This window comes from Solidesulfovibrio carbinoliphilus subsp. oakridgensis, assembly GCF_000177215.2.
Taxonomy (GTDB): Bacteria; Desulfobacterota; Desulfovibrionia; order Desulfovibrionales; family Desulfovibrionaceae; genus Solidesulfovibrio; species Solidesulfovibrio carbinoliphilus.
The window spans coordinates 3579809-3598684 of record NZ_CM001368.1 but is presented as its reverse complement, the minus strand read 5'-3'; the positions used below and the strand labels follow the sequence as shown (position 1 = coordinate 3598684).

16 protein-coding genes are annotated in these 18876 nt (G+C 69.0%); 9 read left to right on the top strand and 7 right to left on the bottom strand.

Annotation, left to right across the window (positions count from 1 at the left end):
• The first annotated feature begins 14 nt into the window (after nucleotides 1-14).
• Nucleotides 15-629 carry a hypothetical protein gene (locus DFW101_RS15690; RefSeq protein ID WP_009182510.1) on the top strand — a complete coding sequence of 205 codons (615 nt, stop codon included), beginning with the start codon at nucleotides 15-17 and terminating at the stop codon, nucleotides 627-629.
• On the opposite strand, the gene DFW101_RS15685 is transcribed toward DFW101_RS15690, so the two are convergent.
• Both DFW101_RS15685 and DFW101_RS15680 read right to left on the bottom strand, forming a co-directional pair.
• Entirely contained in the window at nucleotides 583-3705 is a 3123-nt protein-coding gene (locus DFW101_RS15685; protein WP_009182509.1) for an efflux RND transporter permease subunit, read from the bottom strand. The two genes, DFW101_RS15690 and DFW101_RS15685, sit on opposite strands and share 47 nt — an antisense overlap.
• Nucleotides 3706-3714: 9 nt before the next feature.
• Nucleotides 3715-4932, bottom strand: a complete 1218-nt coding sequence (locus tag DFW101_RS15680; protein WP_009182508.1) for an efflux RND transporter periplasmic adaptor subunit — start codon at nucleotides 4930-4932, stop codon at nucleotides 3715-3717.
• A gap of 488 nt (nucleotides 4933-5420) precedes the next feature.
• Between DFW101_RS15680 and DFW101_RS15675 the strand changes: the two genes are divergently transcribed.
• From DFW101_RS15675 to DFW101_RS15665, 3 genes are all read left to right on the top strand, one after another.
• Complete coding sequence (locus tag DFW101_RS15675; protein WP_232286089.1) at nucleotides 5421-6155, top strand: DUF47 domain-containing protein; 735 nt, start codon at nucleotides 5421-5423, stop codon at nucleotides 6153-6155.
• 14 nt (nucleotides 6156-6169) lie between these two features.
• On the top strand, nucleotides 6170-6631 hold the full coding sequence (locus DFW101_RS15670) for a Fur family transcriptional regulator (protein WP_009182506.1): 462 nt from the start codon (nucleotides 6170-6172) through the stop codon (nucleotides 6629-6631).
• Nucleotides 6632-6913: 282 nt separating this feature from the next.
• Nucleotides 6914-8422 carry a catalase gene (locus DFW101_RS15665; protein WP_009182505.1) on the top strand — a complete coding sequence of 503 codons (1509 nt, stop codon included), beginning with the start codon at nucleotides 6914-6916 and terminating at the stop codon, nucleotides 8420-8422.
• Between the two features lie 262 nt (nucleotides 8423-8684).
• On the opposite strand, the gene DFW101_RS15660 is transcribed toward DFW101_RS15665, so the two are convergent.
• The 4 genes from DFW101_RS15660 to DFW101_RS15645 form a co-directional block, all read right to left on the bottom strand.
• Nucleotides 8685-9695 carry an inorganic phosphate transporter gene (locus DFW101_RS15660; RefSeq protein ID WP_009182504.1) on the bottom strand — a complete coding sequence of 337 codons (1011 nt, stop codon included), beginning with the start codon at nucleotides 9693-9695 and terminating at the stop codon, nucleotides 8685-8687.
• Nucleotides 9688-10323 carry a DUF47 domain-containing protein gene (locus DFW101_RS15655; RefSeq protein WP_009182503.1) on the bottom strand — a complete coding sequence of 212 codons (636 nt, stop codon included), beginning with the start codon at nucleotides 10321-10323 and terminating at the stop codon, nucleotides 9688-9690. Before DFW101_RS15655 ends, DFW101_RS15660 begins: the two co-directional genes overlap by 8 nt.
• Before the next feature lie 39 nt (nucleotides 10324-10362).
• Nucleotides 10363-12069 carry a histidine kinase dimerization/phospho-acceptor domain-containing protein gene (locus tag DFW101_RS15650; RefSeq protein ID WP_009182502.1) on the bottom strand — a complete coding sequence of 569 codons (1707 nt, stop codon included), beginning with the start codon at nucleotides 12067-12069 and terminating at the stop codon, nucleotides 10363-10365.
• A 116-nt stretch (nucleotides 12070-12185) separates the two neighbouring features.
• Complete coding sequence (locus DFW101_RS15645) at nucleotides 12186-14132, bottom strand: esterase/lipase family protein (RefSeq protein ID WP_009182501.1); 1947 nt, start codon at nucleotides 14130-14132, stop codon at nucleotides 12186-12188.
• Nucleotides 14133-14169: 37 nt separating this feature from the next.
• Between DFW101_RS15645 and DFW101_RS15640 the strand changes: the two genes are divergently transcribed.
• The 5 genes from DFW101_RS15640 to DFW101_RS15620 all read left to right on the top strand — a co-directional run bounded on the left by DFW101_RS15640 (nucleotide 14170) and on the right by DFW101_RS15620 (nucleotide 17591).
• Nucleotides 14170-14583 carry a hypothetical protein gene (locus DFW101_RS15640; RefSeq protein WP_009182500.1) on the top strand — a complete coding sequence of 138 codons (414 nt, stop codon included), beginning with the start codon at nucleotides 14170-14172 and terminating at the stop codon, nucleotides 14581-14583.
• A gap of 21 nt (nucleotides 14584-14604) precedes the next feature.
• Nucleotides 14605-16161 (top strand): methyl-accepting chemotaxis protein, encoded by a 1557-nt coding sequence (locus DFW101_RS15635; protein ID WP_009182499.1) that lies wholly within the window; start codon nucleotides 14605-14607, stop codon nucleotides 16159-16161.
• Entirely contained in the window at nucleotides 16151-16387 is a 237-nt protein-coding gene (locus DFW101_RS15630; RefSeq protein WP_009182498.1) for a hypothetical protein, read from the top strand. The genes DFW101_RS15635 and DFW101_RS15630 overlap by 11 nt, the downstream gene beginning before the upstream one ends.
• Nucleotides 16388-16517: 130 nt before the next feature.
• Entirely contained in the window at nucleotides 16518-17135 is a 618-nt protein-coding gene (locus DFW101_RS15625; protein ID WP_009182497.1) for a hypothetical protein, read from the top strand.
• A gap of 33 nt (nucleotides 17136-17168) precedes the next feature.
• Nucleotides 17169-17591 carry a bacteriohemerythrin gene (locus tag DFW101_RS15620; protein ID WP_232286084.1) on the top strand — a complete coding sequence of 141 codons (423 nt, stop codon included), beginning with the start codon at nucleotides 17169-17171 and terminating at the stop codon, nucleotides 17589-17591.
• Nucleotides 17592-17678: 87 nt separating this feature from the next.
• Here the strand turns inward: DFW101_RS15620 and DFW101_RS15615 are convergent, their stop codons facing one another.
• The gene (locus tag DFW101_RS15615; protein ID WP_232286083.1) at nucleotides 17679-18860 is read right to left on the bottom strand and encodes an alginate O-acetyltransferase AlgX-related protein; all 1182 of its coding nucleotides are present in this window, start codon (nucleotides 18858-18860) and stop codon (nucleotides 17679-17681) included.
• Nucleotides 18861-18876: the final 16 nt, after the last annotated feature.

Below are 18876 nucleotides of genomic sequence, written 5' to 3'. Positions count from 1 at the left end.
GCCAAGGACAGGGCATGGACAGCCGGCACCCGCTGCAAAAAGCCGCCGCCTTCGCCGCGGGGGGCTTGGTCGTCATCTGGATCGGCGGCGTCGGCGGCGCGGGCGCCTGCAAGACCGCCGCCTGGCTCTTCCTCGGCGTCTGGCCCGAAACCGCCCTCTACAGCCTCGCCCCGCCGCCCCTCATCCGCTGCGCCCTGACCCTGCCCCGCGACGCCATGGCCTCGAAAATCCTCCTCTTTCTCCTCACCACCGACATCCTGACCTACCTGCTCGCCGTGCCGCCGCTGCTGCTTTTCCCCTGCCTCCTCGTCCTCCTGGCCGGCCAGGGGCCGGGGGGCATCCACCGCATGGCCGCCAGGCCCTTCGCCACCGCCGGCGGCGGGCCGTCCGTCCGTCGCGTGGACCCGGCCTTTCGGCGCGATCGTGGATTGGGCGGCAGCTGCGGCGGGAAGCATTCCACGAAGCGTGGAGTGGGAGAGCAAGGGGGAAGAGAAGGGGAAGGAGAAGGGAAGATGCCTCCGGCGGCCGGGAGGGGGTCACCCCCTCCCGGCCGCCGGAGGCTCTTCGCTTCCTCCCCTCCCCCTACTCCACCCCGCCGCCGCGCAGCCGGTCCACGGTGCGCTGAATGAAGCAATAGAGCGCCGGAACGAAGTAGACGCCGAGGATGGTGGCGGCCAGCATGCCGCCGAAGACGGCGGTGCCGAGCGCATGCCGGCTGGCCGCGCCGGCGCCGGTGGCGACCAGCATGGGCACCACGCCGAGGATGAAGGCGAAGGAGGTCATGAGGATGGGCCGGAAGCGCAGCACCGAGGCGGCGACGGCGGCCTCGGCCGGGGTGTCGCCCTTTTCGCGGCGCATCTTGGCGAATTCGACGATGAGGATGGCGTTTTTGGCCGCCAGGCCGATCAGCATGACCAGTCCGATCTGGGCGTAGACGTTGTTGTCCAGCCCGCGCCACATCTGGGCGGCCATGGCGCCGAACACGGCCAGGGGCACGGCCAGGATGACGGCAAAGGGCACGGCCCAGGATTCGTACTGGGCGGCCAGGACGAGAAAGACCATGACCAGGGCCAGGCCGAAGATGAAGACCGACTGGCTGCCGGCCTTCACCTCCTGGAAGGCGATGCCGGTCCAGTCGTAGCCGTAGCCCAGCGGCAGCTTGCTCCTGGCCAGGCCGGCCATGGCGGCCAGCGACTGGCCCGAGGAGAAGCCCGGGGGCGTGCCGCCGGAGATTTCCACGGTGCGAAAGAGGTTGAAACGGCGGATGTATTCGGGGCCCCGGATATCGGTGGTCTGGCCGAGCGTGCTCAAGGGAACCATCTCCCGCGTGGCGCTTCGGACGTAGAAACGTTCGATGTCCGACGGGCTGCGGCGAAAGCGCGGCTCGGCCTGGAGCATGACCCGGTAGGTGCGGCCGAACTTATTGAAATCGTTGACGTAGAGACCGCCCAGATAGGTCTGGAGCGCCTCGAATACGTCGCTTGGCGGGATGCCGAGCGTCTGGACCTTGTCGCGGTCGAGGTTATAAAAAAGCTGGGGCACGTCCACGCTGAAGTCCGTGAAAAGGCCGGTGACGGCCGGCTCCTTGCGGGCCTCGTCCAGGAATTCGTAGGCCACCCGGGCCAGGTCGCCGACCTGGCCGCCGGCCCGGTCCTGGAGTTCGAACTGGAAGCCGCCGGTGGTGCCGAGGCCGGGAATGGGCGAGGGGTTGAAGGCCATGACCATGGCTTCCTGGATGCCGGCAAAAAACTGCCGGGCCCGGTTCATGGCCGCGTCCAGGGACAGTTCGGGCGTGGCCCGCTCCTCCCAGGGTTTCAGGATGACGAAGAGCGCGCTGGCGTAGGAGCTGTAGGTGCTGGTCAGGAGGTTGTAGCCGCCCAGGGACAGGACGTCGGCCACGGCCGGGTCGGCGGCGATGGTCTCTTCCATGCGCCGGACCACGGCGTCGTTGCGCTCGAGCGACGCCCCCTCGGGCAGGATGGTGTTGACGATGAAATAGCCCTGGTCCTCGTCGGGCACGAATCCCGTGGGCACGGATTTGAGGAGCCAGTAGGTGCCGCCGACCACGGCTCCGAGGCAGACCAGGGTGACGACGAAAAGGCGGATGGCGGCGCGCACGCCGGCGGCGTAGCCGTTGGTCGTCTTGTCGAAGACATAGTTGAATCCCCGGAAAAAGGCGCCAAGGGGCCCCCGGGCCTGGCCGGCCGGGCGCAGGATCAGCGCGCACAGGGCCGGCGAGAGGGTGAGGGCGCAGATGGCGGACAGGGCGACCGAGACGGCGAGCGTCAGGGCGAACTGCTGGTAGAGCCGGCCCGTCACCCCGCCCATGAAGGCGACCGGCACGAAGACCGAGATGAGGACCAGGGAGATGGCGATGACCGGGCCCGCCACCTCGGCCATGGCCGCCCGGGTGGCCTCGCGCGGGGCCAGGCCGCCGTGGTCGATCTTGTGCTGCACGGCCTCGACCACCACGATGGCGTCGTCGACCACGATGCCGATGGCCAGGACCAGGCCGAAGAGGGTCAGCGTGTTGATGGAGAAGCCGAAGACCTGCATGAAGGCGAAGGTGCCGACCAGGGAGACCGGCACGGTCAGCATGGGGATGAGCGTGGCCCGGCCGTTTTGCAGGAACACGTAGACCACGATGAGGACCAGGAGCACGGCCTCGAAGAGGGTTTTTATGACCTCGTGGATGGAGGCGGTGACGAACTTGGTGGTGTCGTAGGGGATGGTGTAGGCCATGCCCGAGGGGAAGTAGCCGGCCTGCTCGGCCATGATGGCCCGGATCTGCTTGACCACGTCCAGGCCGTTGGCCCCGGGGAGCTGGAAGACCTGGATGGTGCAGGTGGGCTGGCCGTTTAGGCGGGTGAAGGCGGAGTAGCTCTGGCTGCCGAGCTCCACCCGGCCGACGTCGCGGATGCGCACGATCTCGGCCCCCGAGCCCGTGCGCACGATGATGTCGGCGAATTCCCCGGGGTCGATCAGCCGGCCCTTGACCTGGACCGTCAGCTGGAACTCCTGGCCCGGCGGGGCCGGCGGCATGCCGATCTGGCCGGCCGGGGCCTGGACGTTTTGCTGGCGCACGGCGTTGGCCACGTCGGAGGCGGTAAGGCCCAGGCGGGCCAGCTTGTCCGGGTCGAGCCAGACGCGCATGCCGTAGTCGCGCTCGCCAAAGACGGCCACGTTGCCGACGCCGGGCACCCGGGCCAGGGCGTCGGTGATGTTGATTTTCGCGTAGTTGTTTAAAAACAGCGTGTCGCGGCTGCCGTCCGGGGAGTTGAGGTTAATGACCAGCAGCATGTCCGGGGACTGCTTTTTGACCGAGATGCCGCGCCGGGTCACTTCCGAGGGCAGGCGGGAGTTGGCCAGGGCCACGCGGTTTTGGACGTCGACCGTGGCCAGGTCGAGGTCGCGGCTGATGTCGAAGGTGACGTTTAGGACCATGCGCCCGTCGTTGGAGCTGACGGAGTTCATGTAGAGCATGTCCTGGGCCCCGTTGACCTCCTGCTCGATGGGCGTGGCCACGGACTCTTCCACGACTTGGGCGCTGGCCCCGTCGTAGGTGGCGGCCACCTGGACGGTGGGGGGCACGATCTGCGGATACTGGGCGATGGGCAGGGTGGCGATGCACACGGCCCCGGCCAGGGTGATGATGATGGAGAGGACGGCGGAAAAAACCGGCCGGTCGATGAAGAAATTGACCATGGCGGCCCCCTAGGGTTTGGCCGCTTCCGAAGCGGGCGCGGCGGCGGGGGCGGCCGGGGCGGCGCCGGGGGCCGGCACGACCTTGACCAGGGTGCCGGGCCGGACCTTGGACACGCCTTCGACCACCACCTGATCGGTCGGCGAGAGGCCCGAGTCGATGATGAACGAGGCGTCCTTGACCCCGCCAAGGGCCACGGTCCTGGCCTCGATCCGGTCGCCTTGGCCGACCACGTACACGGACTTGCTGCCCTGGACGTCGATGACGGCCCGCTGGGGCACGAGCAGGGCGCCCTGCCGCTTGTCCAGCACGGCCCGGACCTTGGCGAACTGGCCGGGTTTCAGAAATCCGGCGGGGTTGGGAAAGACGCCCCGGACGCCGAGCGTGCCGGTCTTGGCGTCCACGGCCCGCTCGGCCATGTCGGCCTCGCCGGTATGGGGATAGACCGAGTCGTCGGCCAGAACCAGGGTCAGGGGATATTCCCGCTCCTGGCCGCCTTTTTCGGCCATGGCCTTGGCCAGGGCCAAGTAGTCCCGCTCGCTGATGGAAAAGTCCACGTACATGGGATCGGTGGAAGAGATTTCGGCCAAAAGCGTGTTGTCGCCCTTGCCGACCAGATTGCCGATGGTGGCCAGGGACTTGCCGATGCGGCCGGCGATGGGGGCGGTGATGCGGGTGTAGCCGAGGTCGCGCTCGGCGGTTTCCACGGCCGATCTGGCGCTGTCGAAATTGGCGGACAGCTCTTTTTGGCTGGTCAGCCTGGTGTCGTATTCGTCGCGGCTGACGGCCCGCTGCTTGTAAAGGGTCTCGAAGCGCGTCAGGTCGACCTGCGCCTTGGCAAGCAGGGCCTGCTGCCGGGCCAGCTCTGCCTTGGCCTTTTGCAGATTCTCCTGATACTGGCGCGCCTCGATGACAAAGAGCAGGTCGCCCTTTTTCACCATGGAGCCTTCGGTGAAAAGCCGCTCCCGGAGGTAGCCCTCGACCCGGGCCCGGATCTCCACGTTCTCCTTGGCCGCCACCCGGCCGACAAACTCGGCCGTGACCATCACGTCGGCCACGGCGGGCGGGGCGGCCTGGACCATGACGGCCGGGGCTTCCGGAGCCTTGGCCGCCGCTTTCTCCTTGTCCTTGTCTCCCGAACCGCAGCCCCCAAGCAACAAGAGCATCAACAGCACGGGCAAAAAGGCGAATCCGGCCTCGGCCAGGGCACAACGACGCAGCAAGGGCATGGAAGGCTCCTTTACGGCTTTATGAAAGTATGCCTCCCTGATACGTCAGGATACGCCTGCCCGGCAACCGCTAAATCAGTGCAATGGCAACCATTGTACCGTCGCCGTTGCGCCCGGGCTCGCCGCGGCCCGCCCGGCCTGAATCCACACCGGATGCATCGGAGAACAAGGGAATCTCCGGCAGCGCCCGCCCGGAGAGCGCGGCCCAACAGGATCCTGCCTTTGCGTAAAGAAATACCAATGGATTGGGTCCCACCGGCCCATCTGCCAAGGCCTCTTCTCTTTGCCGCCCTGCTGTGCCAGTACTGTCCCACCCCACCGGGACGGTTCCGCCCGGCAGCGCCTTTTCCGGTCCCATTCCCGGAGAGGACCCCTGTGGCTTGGAACCGGTTGCGCCGTGGACAACCGCCGAGCCCCGGTCCGTCCGGCCATCGGCTGACCGTTGCCGCCCTACCCGGGGCGGCCGGCGGTTGACAGGCCCGCGTCCTTTGCCCCATTCCACGGGGCTGGCCCGGTCGTCGGGCCGCCAGGACGCCAAGGAGCCCGCCATGCTGCCCCATTCGCTTCGCTTTCTCGGCCCGCGCCGCCAGGATTACCTGCCGGGCCTGCTCGACCACTTCCGGCCCATCGCCCAGGGCATGGCCCTTCTCGAGGAAGCCCTCAAATATTCCCTGGCCCGCCGGCCGGAATCGGGGTTCAAGGTCCTGGCCGGCGAAATCGACATCCTCGAGGCCGAGGCCGACAAGATCAAGCGCCGCATCCGCAACCACCTGCCCGCCGCCCTCATCATGGTGGTGGATAAGACGCTTTTTCTGTCGTACACCAGCCAGCAGGACAATATCCTCGACGCCGTGCAGGAGGCCGTGACCTGGCTCGACCTGGCCGACTTCGAGGTGGCGCCGCCCCTGGCCCTGGCCGTGACCAGGACCGTGGGCGAGGCCGCCCGCACCGTGGACCTCCTGCGGCCGGCCCTGGCCGGGTCCATCGACCTGATCCTGCGCGCCCGGGGCGATCGCGGCGAGGTCAAGGACCGCATCGACGAGATCCGGCGGCAGCACGCCAAGGTGGTCAAGGCCAAGCGCGGCCTCATTGCCGCCGCCTACGGCTCGGGCATGGACTTCGCCCGGGTCTACCAGGTCATCCGGTTCGTGGAATACGTCTACCGGGCCAGCCACAGCGTCGAGGGCTGCGCCGACATCCTGCGGGCCATGCTGGCCCGCTGAGGGCCGCCGATCCCATGGACGCACCGACCGACCGCCTGGCCGCCATGGTGGCCCGCCTGCGGGAGCGGGGGCATCGCATCTCGCCCCAGCGCCTGGCGATCCTGGGCCATCTGGTCGAAAGCCCGGACCATCCCACGGCAGAGACCCTGTACCGGCGGCTGCTGCCCCGCTTCCCGGACCTGAGCCTGGCCACGGTCTACAAGACCATCGCCGCCTTGAAGGCCTGCGGCGAAATCCTGGAACTGCAGTTCAGCGGCCAGGACAACCGCTACGACGCCGCCTGCCCGACGCCGCATCCCCACTGCATCTGCCTGGCCTGCGGGGCCATCGCCGATCCGCCCGCCCCGGGCGTCCAGGCCATGGCCAAGGCCCTGGCCGAGGCCACCGGCTACGCCATCACCTCCCACCGCCTGGATTTCTACGGCCTGTGCCCGGCCTGCCGCCGCAAACGCGAGCAGAGACAGGAGCGGGAGTAAGGGGAACGCCCAGGCGGCCAAAGGGCTTGGCTCTTTGGCCGCCCTTTGCTTGGGCAAGGGGCGCGTCCCGCTGGAAACATTCGCCGAACAAACCAATTTTCCTGGCCATTCTAATAGCCTGCCCCCGCCTCTCCTGCCGGGCCGGACTCTTTTTTTCGCCCGGCCGGTTTTCTTTTCACTTTTCCGTTGCCACGGCCCGCCGCCTCTTGTAGAGAATGAGTATCCCTAAAATGCAACCCCGCCGCACAGCGGCGGCAGGCCTTTTGGCCGGAGGTGACGCAGATGTCTGAAAAAAAGACGCTGACCACGGGTTTTGGAGCACCGATCGGGGATGACCAGAATACGGCCACCGCCGGGCCGCGCGGCCCGGCCCTCCTGCAGGACGTGCACCTGCTCGAAAAGATGTCCCACTTCGACCGGGAGCGGATTCCGGAGCGGGTGGTCCACGCCAAGGGCGCCGGCGCCTACGGCTATTTCGAGGTCACGGCCGACGTGACCCGCTACACCAAGGCCGCCCTGTTCGCCCAGGTCGGCAAGCGGACCGACATGTTCGCCCGCTTCTCCACCGTCGGCGGCGAGCGCGGCTCGGCCGACACGGCCCGGGATCCGCGCGGTTTTGCCCTCAAGTTCTACACCGAGGACGGCAACTACGACCTGGTCGGCAACAACACGCCGGTCTTTTTCCTCCGCGACCCGCTCAAATTTCCGGACTTCATCCACACCCAGAAGCGCAATCCCCGGACCAACCTCAAAGATGCCAACATGTTCTGGGATTTCCTGTCCCTGACCCCGGAGTCCCTGCACCAGGTGACCATTCTTTTCTCCGACCGGGGCACCCCGGACGGTTTCCGCCACATGCACGGCTTCGGCAGCCACACGTATAAGTGGTACAACGCGGCCGGCGAATATTTCTGGGTGAAATACCACTTCAAGACCGACCAGGGGATAAAAAACCTGACCCGCCAGCAGGCCGGGGAACTGGCCGGCGCGGCCCCGGACTACGCCACGGAGGATCTTTTCCAGGCCATCGAGGCCGGCGACCATCCGTCCTGGACCCTCGAAGTCCAGATCATGACGCCCGAGCAGGCCAGGGACTACCGGTTTGACATCTTCGACGTGACCAAGGTCTGGCCCCACGGCGACGTGCCGCCGATGAAAATCGGCAAGATGGTCCTCAACCGCAACCCGGTCAATTACTTCGCCGAAGTGGAGCAGGCGGCCTTCAATCCCAGCAACTTCGTGCCCGGCATCGCGCCCTCGCCCGACAAGATGCTCCAGGGCCGGCTTTTTTCCTACCACGACACCCACCTGCACCGGCTCGGCCCCAACTACCAGCTCATCCCGGTCAACGCGCCGCAAAAGGCGACGGTCGCCAACTACCAGCGCGACGGCTTCATGCGCACCGACGACGGCGGCGGCGCCGGTCCCAACTACTGGCCCAACAGCTTCGGCGGCCCGGCCCCCGAGCCCGAGGCCCTGGAGCCGCATCTGCCCCTCGAGGGCGAGGCCGGCCGCTTCGCCTCCACCCACCCCAACGACGACTTCAGCCAGCCGGGCGAACTCTACCGCAAGGCCCTAAACGACATGGACCGGGAGCATCTGGTCGGCAACATCGTGGACCACCTCAAAGACGCCCTCCCGCGCATCCAGAAGCGCCAGTGCGCCCTTTTCCACAAGGCCGACGCCCAGTGGGGCGAACGCGTGGCCGCCGGACTCGGCCTAGACCTGGCCGAGGTCAGGAAGCTCGCCCACATGACCAAGGAAGAGCGCGCCGCGGCCACGGCCCAGTAGAGGAAGATGCCTCCGGCGGCCGTGGGGGATCATCCCCCCCGGACCCCCTGAAAGGGGGGAAAAGGGACGGCCATCGGTCGGGGGAGCGATTGCGAAAAATGGAAGGGGGGAATCCGGCGGGACCGGATTCCCCCTTTTTCATGGCCGCGTCGGGCCAGGGGACACGAGAGCGCGGGGAGCATCCCGGGAAGGGATTCCAAAGGGCGGCAGCCCTTTGGCCGCCGGAGGCTTCCCCCCGCGCCAATTTTCCAAGCGTGCTACGCTAGACGGCCAGGCCCGTGACGGCGAGCAGCCAGTAGCAGGCCGCCGCCACCAGAGCCGCGGCCGGGATGGTCAGGATCCAGGCCACCACCAGCCGGCCGGCCACGCCCCAGCGCACGGCGGACAGGCGTTTGGAGGCCCCGACGCCGATGACCGTGGTCGAGATGATGTGGGTGGTGGAGATGGGCGCGCCAAGCAGGGACGCGCCGCTGATGACGGCCGCGGCCGAGGTCTCGGCGGCGAAGCCGTGGATGGGTTCGAGCTTGAAGATCTTGTGCCCCATGGTCTTGACGATCTTCCAGCCGCCGGTGGCCGTGCCAAGGCCCATGGCCAGGGCGCACGACAGCTTGACCCAGAAGGGCACGTGCATTTCCGGGATCTGGTGGAAGGTGAAAAGGGCCAGGGAGATGATGCCCATGGTCTTCTGGGCGTCGTTTAGGCCGTGGCTGGTGGCCATGAAGGCCGAGGACACGATCTGGAGCTTTTTGAAAAGGAAGTTGACCCGCCCGGGCGTGCTGCGGCGCACCAGCCAGGACAGGAGCACCATGAGCAGGTAGCCCGAGAAAAAGCCGGCCACGGGCGAAAGGACCAGCGGCAGCAGGACCTTGTGGGCGATGGACCCGTAGCTTGGGGCGGAAAAGCCGCCGTAGGCGATGGCCGAGCCGATGAGCCCCCCGACCAGGGCGTGGGAGGACGAGGACGGCAGCCCCAGGTACCAGGTGAGCAGGTTCCAGAAGATGGCCCCCAAGAGCGCGGCCAGGACCAGCCCCTGGCTGCCGGCCACCATCTCCGGCCTGACGATGCCGCTGCCGATGGTGTGGGCCACGGCCTCGCCGAGAAAGGCCCCGACCAGGTTCAGGACCCCGGCCATGAGCACGGCCACGAGCGGCGAGAGGACCTTGGTCGAGACGATGGTGGCGATGGCGTTGGCGGAGTCGTGGGCCCCGTTGGTGAAGTCGAAAAGGAGGGCGATCCCCACCACCGCGACCAGGAGCACGGGGATGTCAGGCATTTTTGAGCACCACGCCTTCCAGCACGTCGGCCAGGGATTCGGTCCGGTCGACCGCGGCCTCGATGCGGTCGAAGATGTGCTTCCATTTGACGATGTCGAGGATCACGGCATAGTCCGCGTTGACCTCGCCGCCGTCGTAGAGTTCGCCGATGCCGACCATGAGCAGGGTCTCGCACTCGTGCTTCAGGTTCTCGATCTTGTGGAAGCTCTCCTCGGCCTGCTTGCTCTGGCTCATGCGGCCAAGGACCACGCCGAGCTCCTCGATCATGACCCGCATGTTGGCGATGATGCGCCGGGCCGGGTAGCGGATGCGGTCGAAGCCGAAGAGCCCGATGCGCGAGGCGATGGCCTTGATGAGGTTCAGGATGTCTTCCTGGGTCAGGTTGATCTGGTGGATGTCCTCGCGGTCGATGGGCGTGATGAAGGTCAGGGACAGTTCCTTGGCAATGCGGCGGCTTATGGCGTTGCCCTCGGACTCGATGATGTTGATGCGCTTGCAGCGCTCCTCCACGTCGTCAAAGGTGGTGAAGAGTTCGTCGAGGATGCCGGCCGCCTTGACGAGCTTTCGGTGTTGCTCCTTGAAAAGGTCATAAAATTTGGCCGACCTGGGGAACAGGCTGAAACCCATGCGCGTCTCCGCTGATTTGAGTTGGTCGAAAAAATGGAATCATCCGGCGGCGCGGGGCAGCCGCACCACCCGTGTCGCGCCGTCGAGAAACACTTCGCCGCCGCCCGCGGCCAGGCCGTCCGCCGGCAGTTCGAGGCCGACGGCGGCGGGCCCCTCGAAGCGGACCTCCACGAAACCGCCGGCTTCACCGGCTGTGGCGGCCGTGGCCGCCGCCGTGATGGACAGGGACACGCCATCGGGCGTCTGGGACAAAAGCGAGGCAAAGGTCCGCACCAGGGCCTCGTAATTCTGCCGCACCGGCAGGGGACCGTCCGGCCCGGCCACGATCCGGGCCGTGACCCCCTTGGCCCGAAGAAGGGTGCCGCTGGCCGCCAGCGCCTGCTTGAGGGCGGCCAGGGCGTCCACGGCCGGGGCCGCCTCCCGGGCCCTGGCGAACCGGTCCCGGGCCGCGGCCAGCAGGTCGTTTATGACGCCGGCCATGTCCCCGGCGGCCCGGACGACCGTGGAGAGGGCCTGGGCCGCGCCGGCCCGCTCCCGGTCACCGGCCGGTGCGGCGGCCAGCATGTCCCGGGCGCTCTCGGCAAAGCCCAGGACCTTGGTCAGCGGCGTTCGCAGATTGTGGGACGCGTCGATGACGAAATCCCGGAAGATCCGGTCCATGGTGGCGGCCTCGGTCACGTCGTGGAAGGTGACCACCCGGCCGGGACCGGCCGCGTCGCCGGCCACCCCCGCCACCGTCACCTCGACCACCCGGCCCGACTGCAGCTCGAACCGGCCGATGCGCCGGGATTTTTCGCCGCCGGGTTCGAACTCGCCCAAGGCCCGCTCCACGCAAAGGGGCATGCCGGCCTCGAGCGGGGTGCGGCCGACCAGCTCCGGCAGCCGGGGAAAGAGCTCCCGCAAGGCCCGGTTGGCGGCCACGATCCGGCCCGCGGCGTCCAGGATGGCCAGCCCCTCGGCCATGCCGTCCAAAATGGCCTCCTGCCGCTCCCGGCGGACCTCGATCTCGCGCACGTGGGACCCGATGCGCTCGCCAAGGGCGTTAATGGCCCCGGCCAGGGGGGCGAAGTCCCTGGCCCAGACGATGTGGATGCGCCGGTCGTAATGGCCGCGGCCGATATCGGCCACGGCCTCGGAAATCTCCCGGACCGTGCCGGTCATGCGCCGGGCCAGGCCCCAGGCGGCCACGCCCCCGGCCGCGAAAACCAGGGCCAGGACGGCGAGCAGCGTGTCCCGGAACCGGGCCACCTCGCCGCGCAGGGACGACACGGGCAGGGCCAGGCGCAAAATGCCGGCCGGCACGCCGGGAGACCCGGCCTGGGCCTCGGCCACGTAGAGCATGTCCCGGCCCAGGGTGTGGCTTTGCCGCACGTCCTGGCCAAAACCCGTTTCCCGGGCCAGGCGCACCTCGGGCCGGGAGGCGTGGTCTTCCATCTCCCCCACGCCCAAGGCCCCAACCTCGGAGTCGGCCACCACCCGGCCGGCCACGATGTAGGTCAGCCGGAACCCGAGGTGCGGGCCCAGGTCGTCGGCCCAGGCGGCCAGCGCCGCCTCGTCGGCAAAGGGGGCGTGGACGGCCAGCAGGTGGCCGGCCAGATTGAGCGAGGTCCGGGCCCGCTCCTCGGCCTCGGCCATGACCGAACGCTCGACCCGCCGCGTGGCAAAGACGAAGACCAGGCTCAGGACCAGCAGGAAAAAACACCAGGTCCACAGCAGATACTTGAGCGTGATGGAAGGTTTGGCCATGCCGTGCCCCCGCGTGGCGAACGCGTTACATGCCGATGACGGTTTCGTGACGGGGGAGATATAGGCGGCCTGGGCTCCGGGGGCAAGCCCGGAATGGGCGGATTCCCGGCCGGGGGTCAGGATCCGGGCGACGGCGCGACCGTCTCCCCGAGGTGGAGAAGGAGAATGCGGCGCATTTCCCGGATGGCCAGCGGATGGTCCTGGGCGGAGTGGCCGGAGCGGACGATCTTTTCCGAGACCGCGCCGTCCAGGTGGGAACTGGCGTAGGCCACCACCCCGTCGGTGCCGCCCGGGGTGTCGGCCGCCTTCTCGTTGCCGATGATCGAATGGAAGGGCACGGCCAACGGCAGCGAGGCCAGGACGCGCAGGATCGGACTGTTGGGCGACAGGCTGTCGACGCCCGTGGGAACGGGCAGGGCCGCCCTGGCCGCGTCCTTTTTGTCATGTCCCATGGCGGCGGCCAGGGCGGCCGTGACGGCCGTCACCGGCCGCAGCACGGTCAGGGGCAGGGTGATGAGGGCCCGCCCGATCCGCCCGATGGTGGTAAGCGCCAGCTCCGAGCCCCGGTGCGGCACGGCCACGAACACCATCCGGGCGACGTAGGGCCGGTGGGTGAAAAAAAAGATCTTCTCCACCGCCGCCCGGTCCTCGGCCGACAGGGAGAGCGACGCGAGCGGCGTTTTGGACACCGCGTCCCAGAGGGCCGTGCCGCTGTCCTCGGCCAGGGTCTTGGCGAGCAGGCCCCCCATGCTGTGGCTTACGACCACCATGGCGTTAAAGCGGGGATTGGTCCCGTTGGGGTCGAAGGTATGGCGCACCTCGTCCAGGGCCGCGCGGAGCATGGCCGCCGAATAGAGGACCGGATTGCCGGTCGGGTAGCGGAAGTACCAGAACTGGTAGCGGGCCCGGAGTTCGGGGTCGCCCATGAGGCCGTTAAAAACCGTGGCCCAGGTGGCCGGCGTGGACATGAGCCCGTGGACGAAGACCACCGGGATCTTCTCCGGGTCGTAGGGCTGGAGCATGTAGAGCCCGGACAGCTTGTCCCAGGCGGCCGGATCGAGCATGCCCTGCAGGCCGTTTGGCTCCGGGGACTGCTGCATCATGAAGGCCAGCGGCGTGGTCAGGTCGATTTCAAGCGGCATCCGCCGGTCGCCCACGGCCAGGGTGTCTTCCCGCATGGGATCGTGGACCTCGAGCTCGGCTTCGTACACGACCCGGGGGCCGGTGTCCGGCAGGGGCTCGATGCCAAGGCGCAAAAAGGCGGTGGCCGCGTAGGTCTGGCGCACGCGCGGGGTGAACCGGTCAATGGCCCGGCGCTCCTCCACCGGCGGCGGCTTGCGGACCAGGGCCAGGGGCACGCCGAGGCCGAGGCGGACCTGCTGCGGCGAGAGCCCCGCAACCTCGAACTCGTAGGCCACGTGGTAGCTCTCCAGTTCGGCCGGGGAAAAGGCCAGTTCCGAGACGCGGCCGGCCAGCCGGACCTTGCCCCGCAGCCACGGCAGCTCCTTGCCCGGGGCGTAGGCGAGGCCGGTCTGCCGGGCGTAGAGGATGTAGTAGGCCAGGGACCGGTTGTAGAAGTCCATGGCCTGCCGGGCATAGGGCTGGTAGACGCCCGGGGCCTCGGACAGCCGGGTGTTGAAGAGGTACTGGTAGGCGTAGACGGCGCTGGAAAGATGGAACAGGGCCGCCCGGTCCGGGTCGCCCTTGTTCCGGGCGGCCTCGAAATAGCAGAGTTCGGCCAGGACGAAGACCGCCTCCCGGCTGTGCTCGACCCGGGCCTCCCGGTCGAGGCCGAGGAGCATGGTTTCGGCGTCCCCGCGCCAGGCCCCCTCCAGGTCCCGCTGGGCCAGGAAGGCCAGGGTGCGCTCGGAGGGCCGGTCGGAATTGAGGGCCGTGCGCTCCAGGGCGTTGGCCCGGGTGTCGATGGGGACAGGCCGGACGCCGATGCGGGCGCAGCCGGCCAGGGCCAGGAGCACGAACCCCAAAAGCACGGCCCCGGCCGGAAGGCGCCGGGCCGCCAGACAGTGGCCGGGAAGCGGTTTACAGGCGTTTCGAAAAAGCATACCGGAAAATATCATCCCTTTTTAACCAGGAGACCTTATGCGCCACATCCTCCCGGCCGCCCTCGCAGTCCTGGTCCTGGCGCTCGGCGCCTGCAACGGGCTTTACGCCGTCGGCCAGAGCGACATCTCCGGCAAACCGACCGTCTACGCCACCGTCAACAAAGCCCCCAACCCCCTGCTCGTCGGCTGCTACATGCGAAGCGCCCCGAGCGAATACAACCGGCCCAACAAATACGAATTCTGCCTGGTCCAGGAAGGCGGCCGGTACGCCCTTTTCAACTACGTGATGGACGGCAAGTCCCTGGCCACGTTCAAGGACTGGACCGCGGCCACGGTGGACGGCGATTCGGTGACAAGCGGCTACGACGGGTCGCGCTACTTCGTCAAGGACGGCGAGGTCTGGCAGATGACCACCACCGGCGGGCCGCACCGCATGCTGCGGATAAACTGACACCATCCCCGGGGGTAACGGATGTCCGCAGAGGTGTTGGCCTGGTGTGGGGGCGTGGCCGCCTCCCTGGCCGTCGCGGCCGGGGCGGGGTGGCTGTTCGGACTTTCCGGCCCGGCCGGGGCGGCCGTGGCCGGGCTTTTCCCCGGGGCCGTGGCCGTGGCCGCCGTGCTCGCGGCGGCCGGCCGGCGGCGGGCCGAGCGGCAGGCCATGCTTCGGGCCCTGGCCGACATCGACGCCGGCCGGCCGCCGGCCGCCCTGCCCGGCGCCGGGGCCCCGGAAGCGGAGGCCCTGTCCCGGGCCCTGGCCGAGCTCGGCCGGTCCGTCGGCACCACGCGCGGCTTTTTCACGGGCATCCTCAAGGGCCTGCCCATCCCCTTCCTGCTGGTCGATCCGGACGAACGGACCCTTTTCACCAACGACGCCACCCTGCGAATGCTCGAAATCGACGGGCCGCCGGAGTCCCAGCTCGGCCGGACCCTGGCCGAGGTCTTCTACAACGACCCCGGCCGCGAGACCGTGGTCGGCAAGGCCATGCGCCAGAAGATGGTCTTTTCCAACAAGGAGGTGACCATCACCGGCCACAAGGGCGGCCGGCGCAACGTCTTCTACAACGTCTTTCCGCTTCTGGACGCGGCCGGCGCGGTCATCGGCGGCCTGTGCCTCTACCTGGACACCACGGAACTCAAGGCCAAGGAAGAAGCCCTGTCCCGGGAAAACGCCCGCACCTCCAGCCGGGCGGCCCGGGCCGGGGACATCGCTACCGACCTGGCCGCCACGGCCAAGACCCTGGCCCGCCAGGTGGAGCAGGCCAGCCAGACGGCCGGCAGCCAGCGCCGCCGCCTGGACCAGGTGGCCGAGGCCGTCACCGAGCTTGGCCAGTCGGCCCGCCACATCGCCGCCGTGGCCGGCGAGACCGACGCCGTGGCCGAAAAGACCCGCGACCGGGCCGCCGGGGCCGCCGCCACCATGGACCGGGTCCTTGCCGGCATGGAGGCCCTTTCCCGGACGGCCGCGAGCCTTGGCGGCCACATGGACACCCTGTCCGAGCAGGCCCGGGAGGTCGGCGGCATCCTCGGCGTCATCTCCGACATCGCGGACCAGACCAACCTGCTGGCTTTAAACGCCGCCATCGAGGCGGCCCGGGCCGGCGAATCGGGCCGGGGCTTCGCGGTGGTGGCCGACGAGGTCCGCAAGCTGGCGGAAAAGAGCATGGCCGCCACCAGCCAGGTGGAAAGAAACGTCACCGCCATCCGCCAGAGCGCCGAAACCAACCGGCAGGCCACGGGCGAGGCCGTGGCCCTGGTCCGGGAGACGGCCGCCATCGCCGGCGAGGCGGGCGAAGCCCTCTCCGCCATCCTGGCCCTGGCCGGAGAAACCACCAGCCACGTGCGCTCCATCGCCGAGGCGGCCACGGCCCAGACCCGGGCCGGGGACGACGCCGGCCGGGCCGGCGGGGAGATGGCCGGGGCGACGGCCGACACCACCCGGGCCATGGACGCCTCGGCCCGGGCGGTCGGAGAACTGGCCCGGGTGGCCAGCGACCTGGAAGCCCTTTTCAACGAGGCCGATGCCGGATGACAGGCTGCCTCTTTCCGGCTATGACAGGCCGATGTGGGAAACAGCTCTCGTATCAACCCTTACTTTTTTCGCGCTTGGCGCCTTGCTCCGGTTTTACATCCAAAAAACCGTGCGCACGCGCCATGACGCCTTAGCCCCCGGCCGGTTCGATTTCGACGCCTTCAAGTCCCGCGAGATCGCAGGACGCGGCGTGCACGACTCCACGCGGGTCGGCAAGAAACGCTGACCGCCGGCCAGGGCCCCGCGTCCGCCCGGGTCGCCGCTGTCCAGGCCGGCGCCCCGGCGGCCGCGCCCCGGCCCCTGACACCCGCAACCTTCCCCGAGGCCCGGCCGCCGGCCGGCCAGAGGAGACCCGTATGCCCCGCTCCCGCGTCCTCGCCTTCCTCGTCCTGGCCCTTCTGGCCGCCGCCCCGGCCTGGGCCGAGAGCCCCTCGAACCTGGCCGGCATCACCCTTGGCGACGCGGCCAAGGCGTACAAGGGCCGCATCCGCCCGGCCGCCACGCCCGTGGACAAGGCCCCGTGGCTGCGGCGGCAGGCCGTGGTCCCGGACAAGTATTTCGCCGGCGGCTACGTCCTGGTCGGCACCTGCGCCGCACCCGGCCGGGTGGCCCGGATCAAGGTCCGCTACCGCGACGGCAGCCTGGATTTTTTCCGCAAGGCCAGCGGCGAGATGCTTTCGCGCTACGGCGACCCCACCGAATACAAGGGCGAGCTCGACGGCCGGGTCATGGGCAACAAATGGGGTTTTTCCGACCCGTGGCTGCGGCCGGTGAGCCTCATCCTGCAGCGGGTCGAGGGCGAGGACCCGGAAACCGGGGCCGGCAACACCGTCAAGCTCACCAACTGGGGCCTGATCGAGGCCGAGCGGATCTGCTGGGAGGAGCGCCACGCCCCGCCGGCCGCCAAGGCCCCGGCCCGGGAGACGGCCAAGGGGGCGGCGCCCGACCAGGACAACGGCTACCTGCCCCGCTGAGGGACCGGGCGCCCCGCGCCGCGGCCTTCGTCCATGGAGCACACGACCATGCAGCAGATCCGGTTCGACGATTCGCTTCGCACGGGTTTTGCCCCCATCGACGAGCAGCACGAGCTGTTCCTCGGCATGCTCTCGGAGCTCGGGGCCCAAATCGCGGCCGGCGAGCACCGGCAAGGGGTCCTCGACGCCTTCCAGGGCATGCGCCTCTATGCGGACGGGCATTTCACGGACGAGGAAGCCCTCATGGCCGAGGCCGGCTATCCCGAGCTTCTGCCGCACTGCCAACTGCACGAGACGTTCCGGCAGATGGTCGGAGAGCTCGAGGGCCGCGCGGGCGAGGGGCCCGGCCTCCTGTCCCTGGAGACCCTCGAATTTCTCGGCGCCTGGTTCATCGGCCACATCCAGAACGAGGACCAGCGGTTCGCCGCCTTCGCCCGGGCCGGGCGCCCCGCCTGACCCGACGACCCCCACCGCCAAACGCCGAAGGGCCTGGGAAACCGCAATTTCCCAGGCCCTTTCCGCATCCTCCCGGCCGGCCGCCGGTCAGCGCGCCCCGTCCCCGCTCCCGCCGTCCCCGCCGCAGGGGGCCTCCCCCACGGCCGGCCCGCCGCTCCGGCGGACCGGATCGGGATTTTCGAGCAACAGGGCGTAGACGTAGCGTTCCACTGTTTCGAGAATCACCACGTCCGGCTTTTCCGCCTCGATGATGCCCGGGGAAAAGGCGTGGGACCACAGGAAGACCGACCGGGAACTCCGTTCGGCCAGAAATCCAGCCATGGGCCGGGCAAACGAATCGTGGAAAAAGAGCAGGCGCGGCCAGTCCGTCCGGTCCGTTTCGTAGGCCCGGCGTTCGCGTTCGGGATGGTCGGCCGGATCGGGGTACGGGCCGTCCGGGGCCGGCCGGGCCAGGACCGGGGTCGTTTTGTGCGGCACCCAATCGACCTCGCGCCAGACGTCGGGCAAAAGGAGCATTTCGGCCAGATCCCCGCCCGGCCGGTCCTCTTCCCGCACCGCGTATTCCGAGGCGCGAAGGGCCGGCAGTCCGGGCCGAAGCCCCGAGACGGCCTCGATAATGGCCGCGGCGCCGCAAAACGCGCCCCAGCCGTTCCAGTGGGTGTCGGTCTTCTGATAGGCCCGCCGTGTGGCCTTGGCCCCGGCCAGGGCGCCCCGCAGGTCGACCACGGCCAGGCCGGCCTCGCGCAGGCGCGGCACGAGCCGGTCGAGCCTGGACGCCGGGCCCAGGGGCGCGATGCCTTCGGGCATTTCCTCCGGGTAGACCGTCGCCTTGTTGGGCGCGAAGACCACCAGGTAGCCGATGCCCCGGGCCGCCAGCCAGTCGCGGCGCTCGACCTGGATGCGGACCATGGCCGCCAGGTCCTTTTCCGAGAGCGGCAGGACGTTTAAAAAATCGTCCAGGGCCCATTCGTTGGTGTAAAAAAGCCAGCCGTGCCGGCCGACCAGGACGCCCGGCACCGGGGACTCCCGGAAAAGGGCCAGCCGCAGCCGGCTGTTGGCCCGGATGAGATGGTCCCGAAACGGCGCGCCGTCCCGCACGGCCCCGGCCAGGGCCGGGCCGTACCCGGCCGGGTCGCTCCAGGCCTGGGACAGGGGCGGAACGGCGGCCAGGGGCCTTTTTTCCACGGCCAGCCGGCCGGACGGCAGGCCCAGGAGCGGCAGGACGGCCGACCCGGCCAGGAAGGCGGCCAGAACGCAACTTTGAAGCAATGGGAAAAAACGCGGC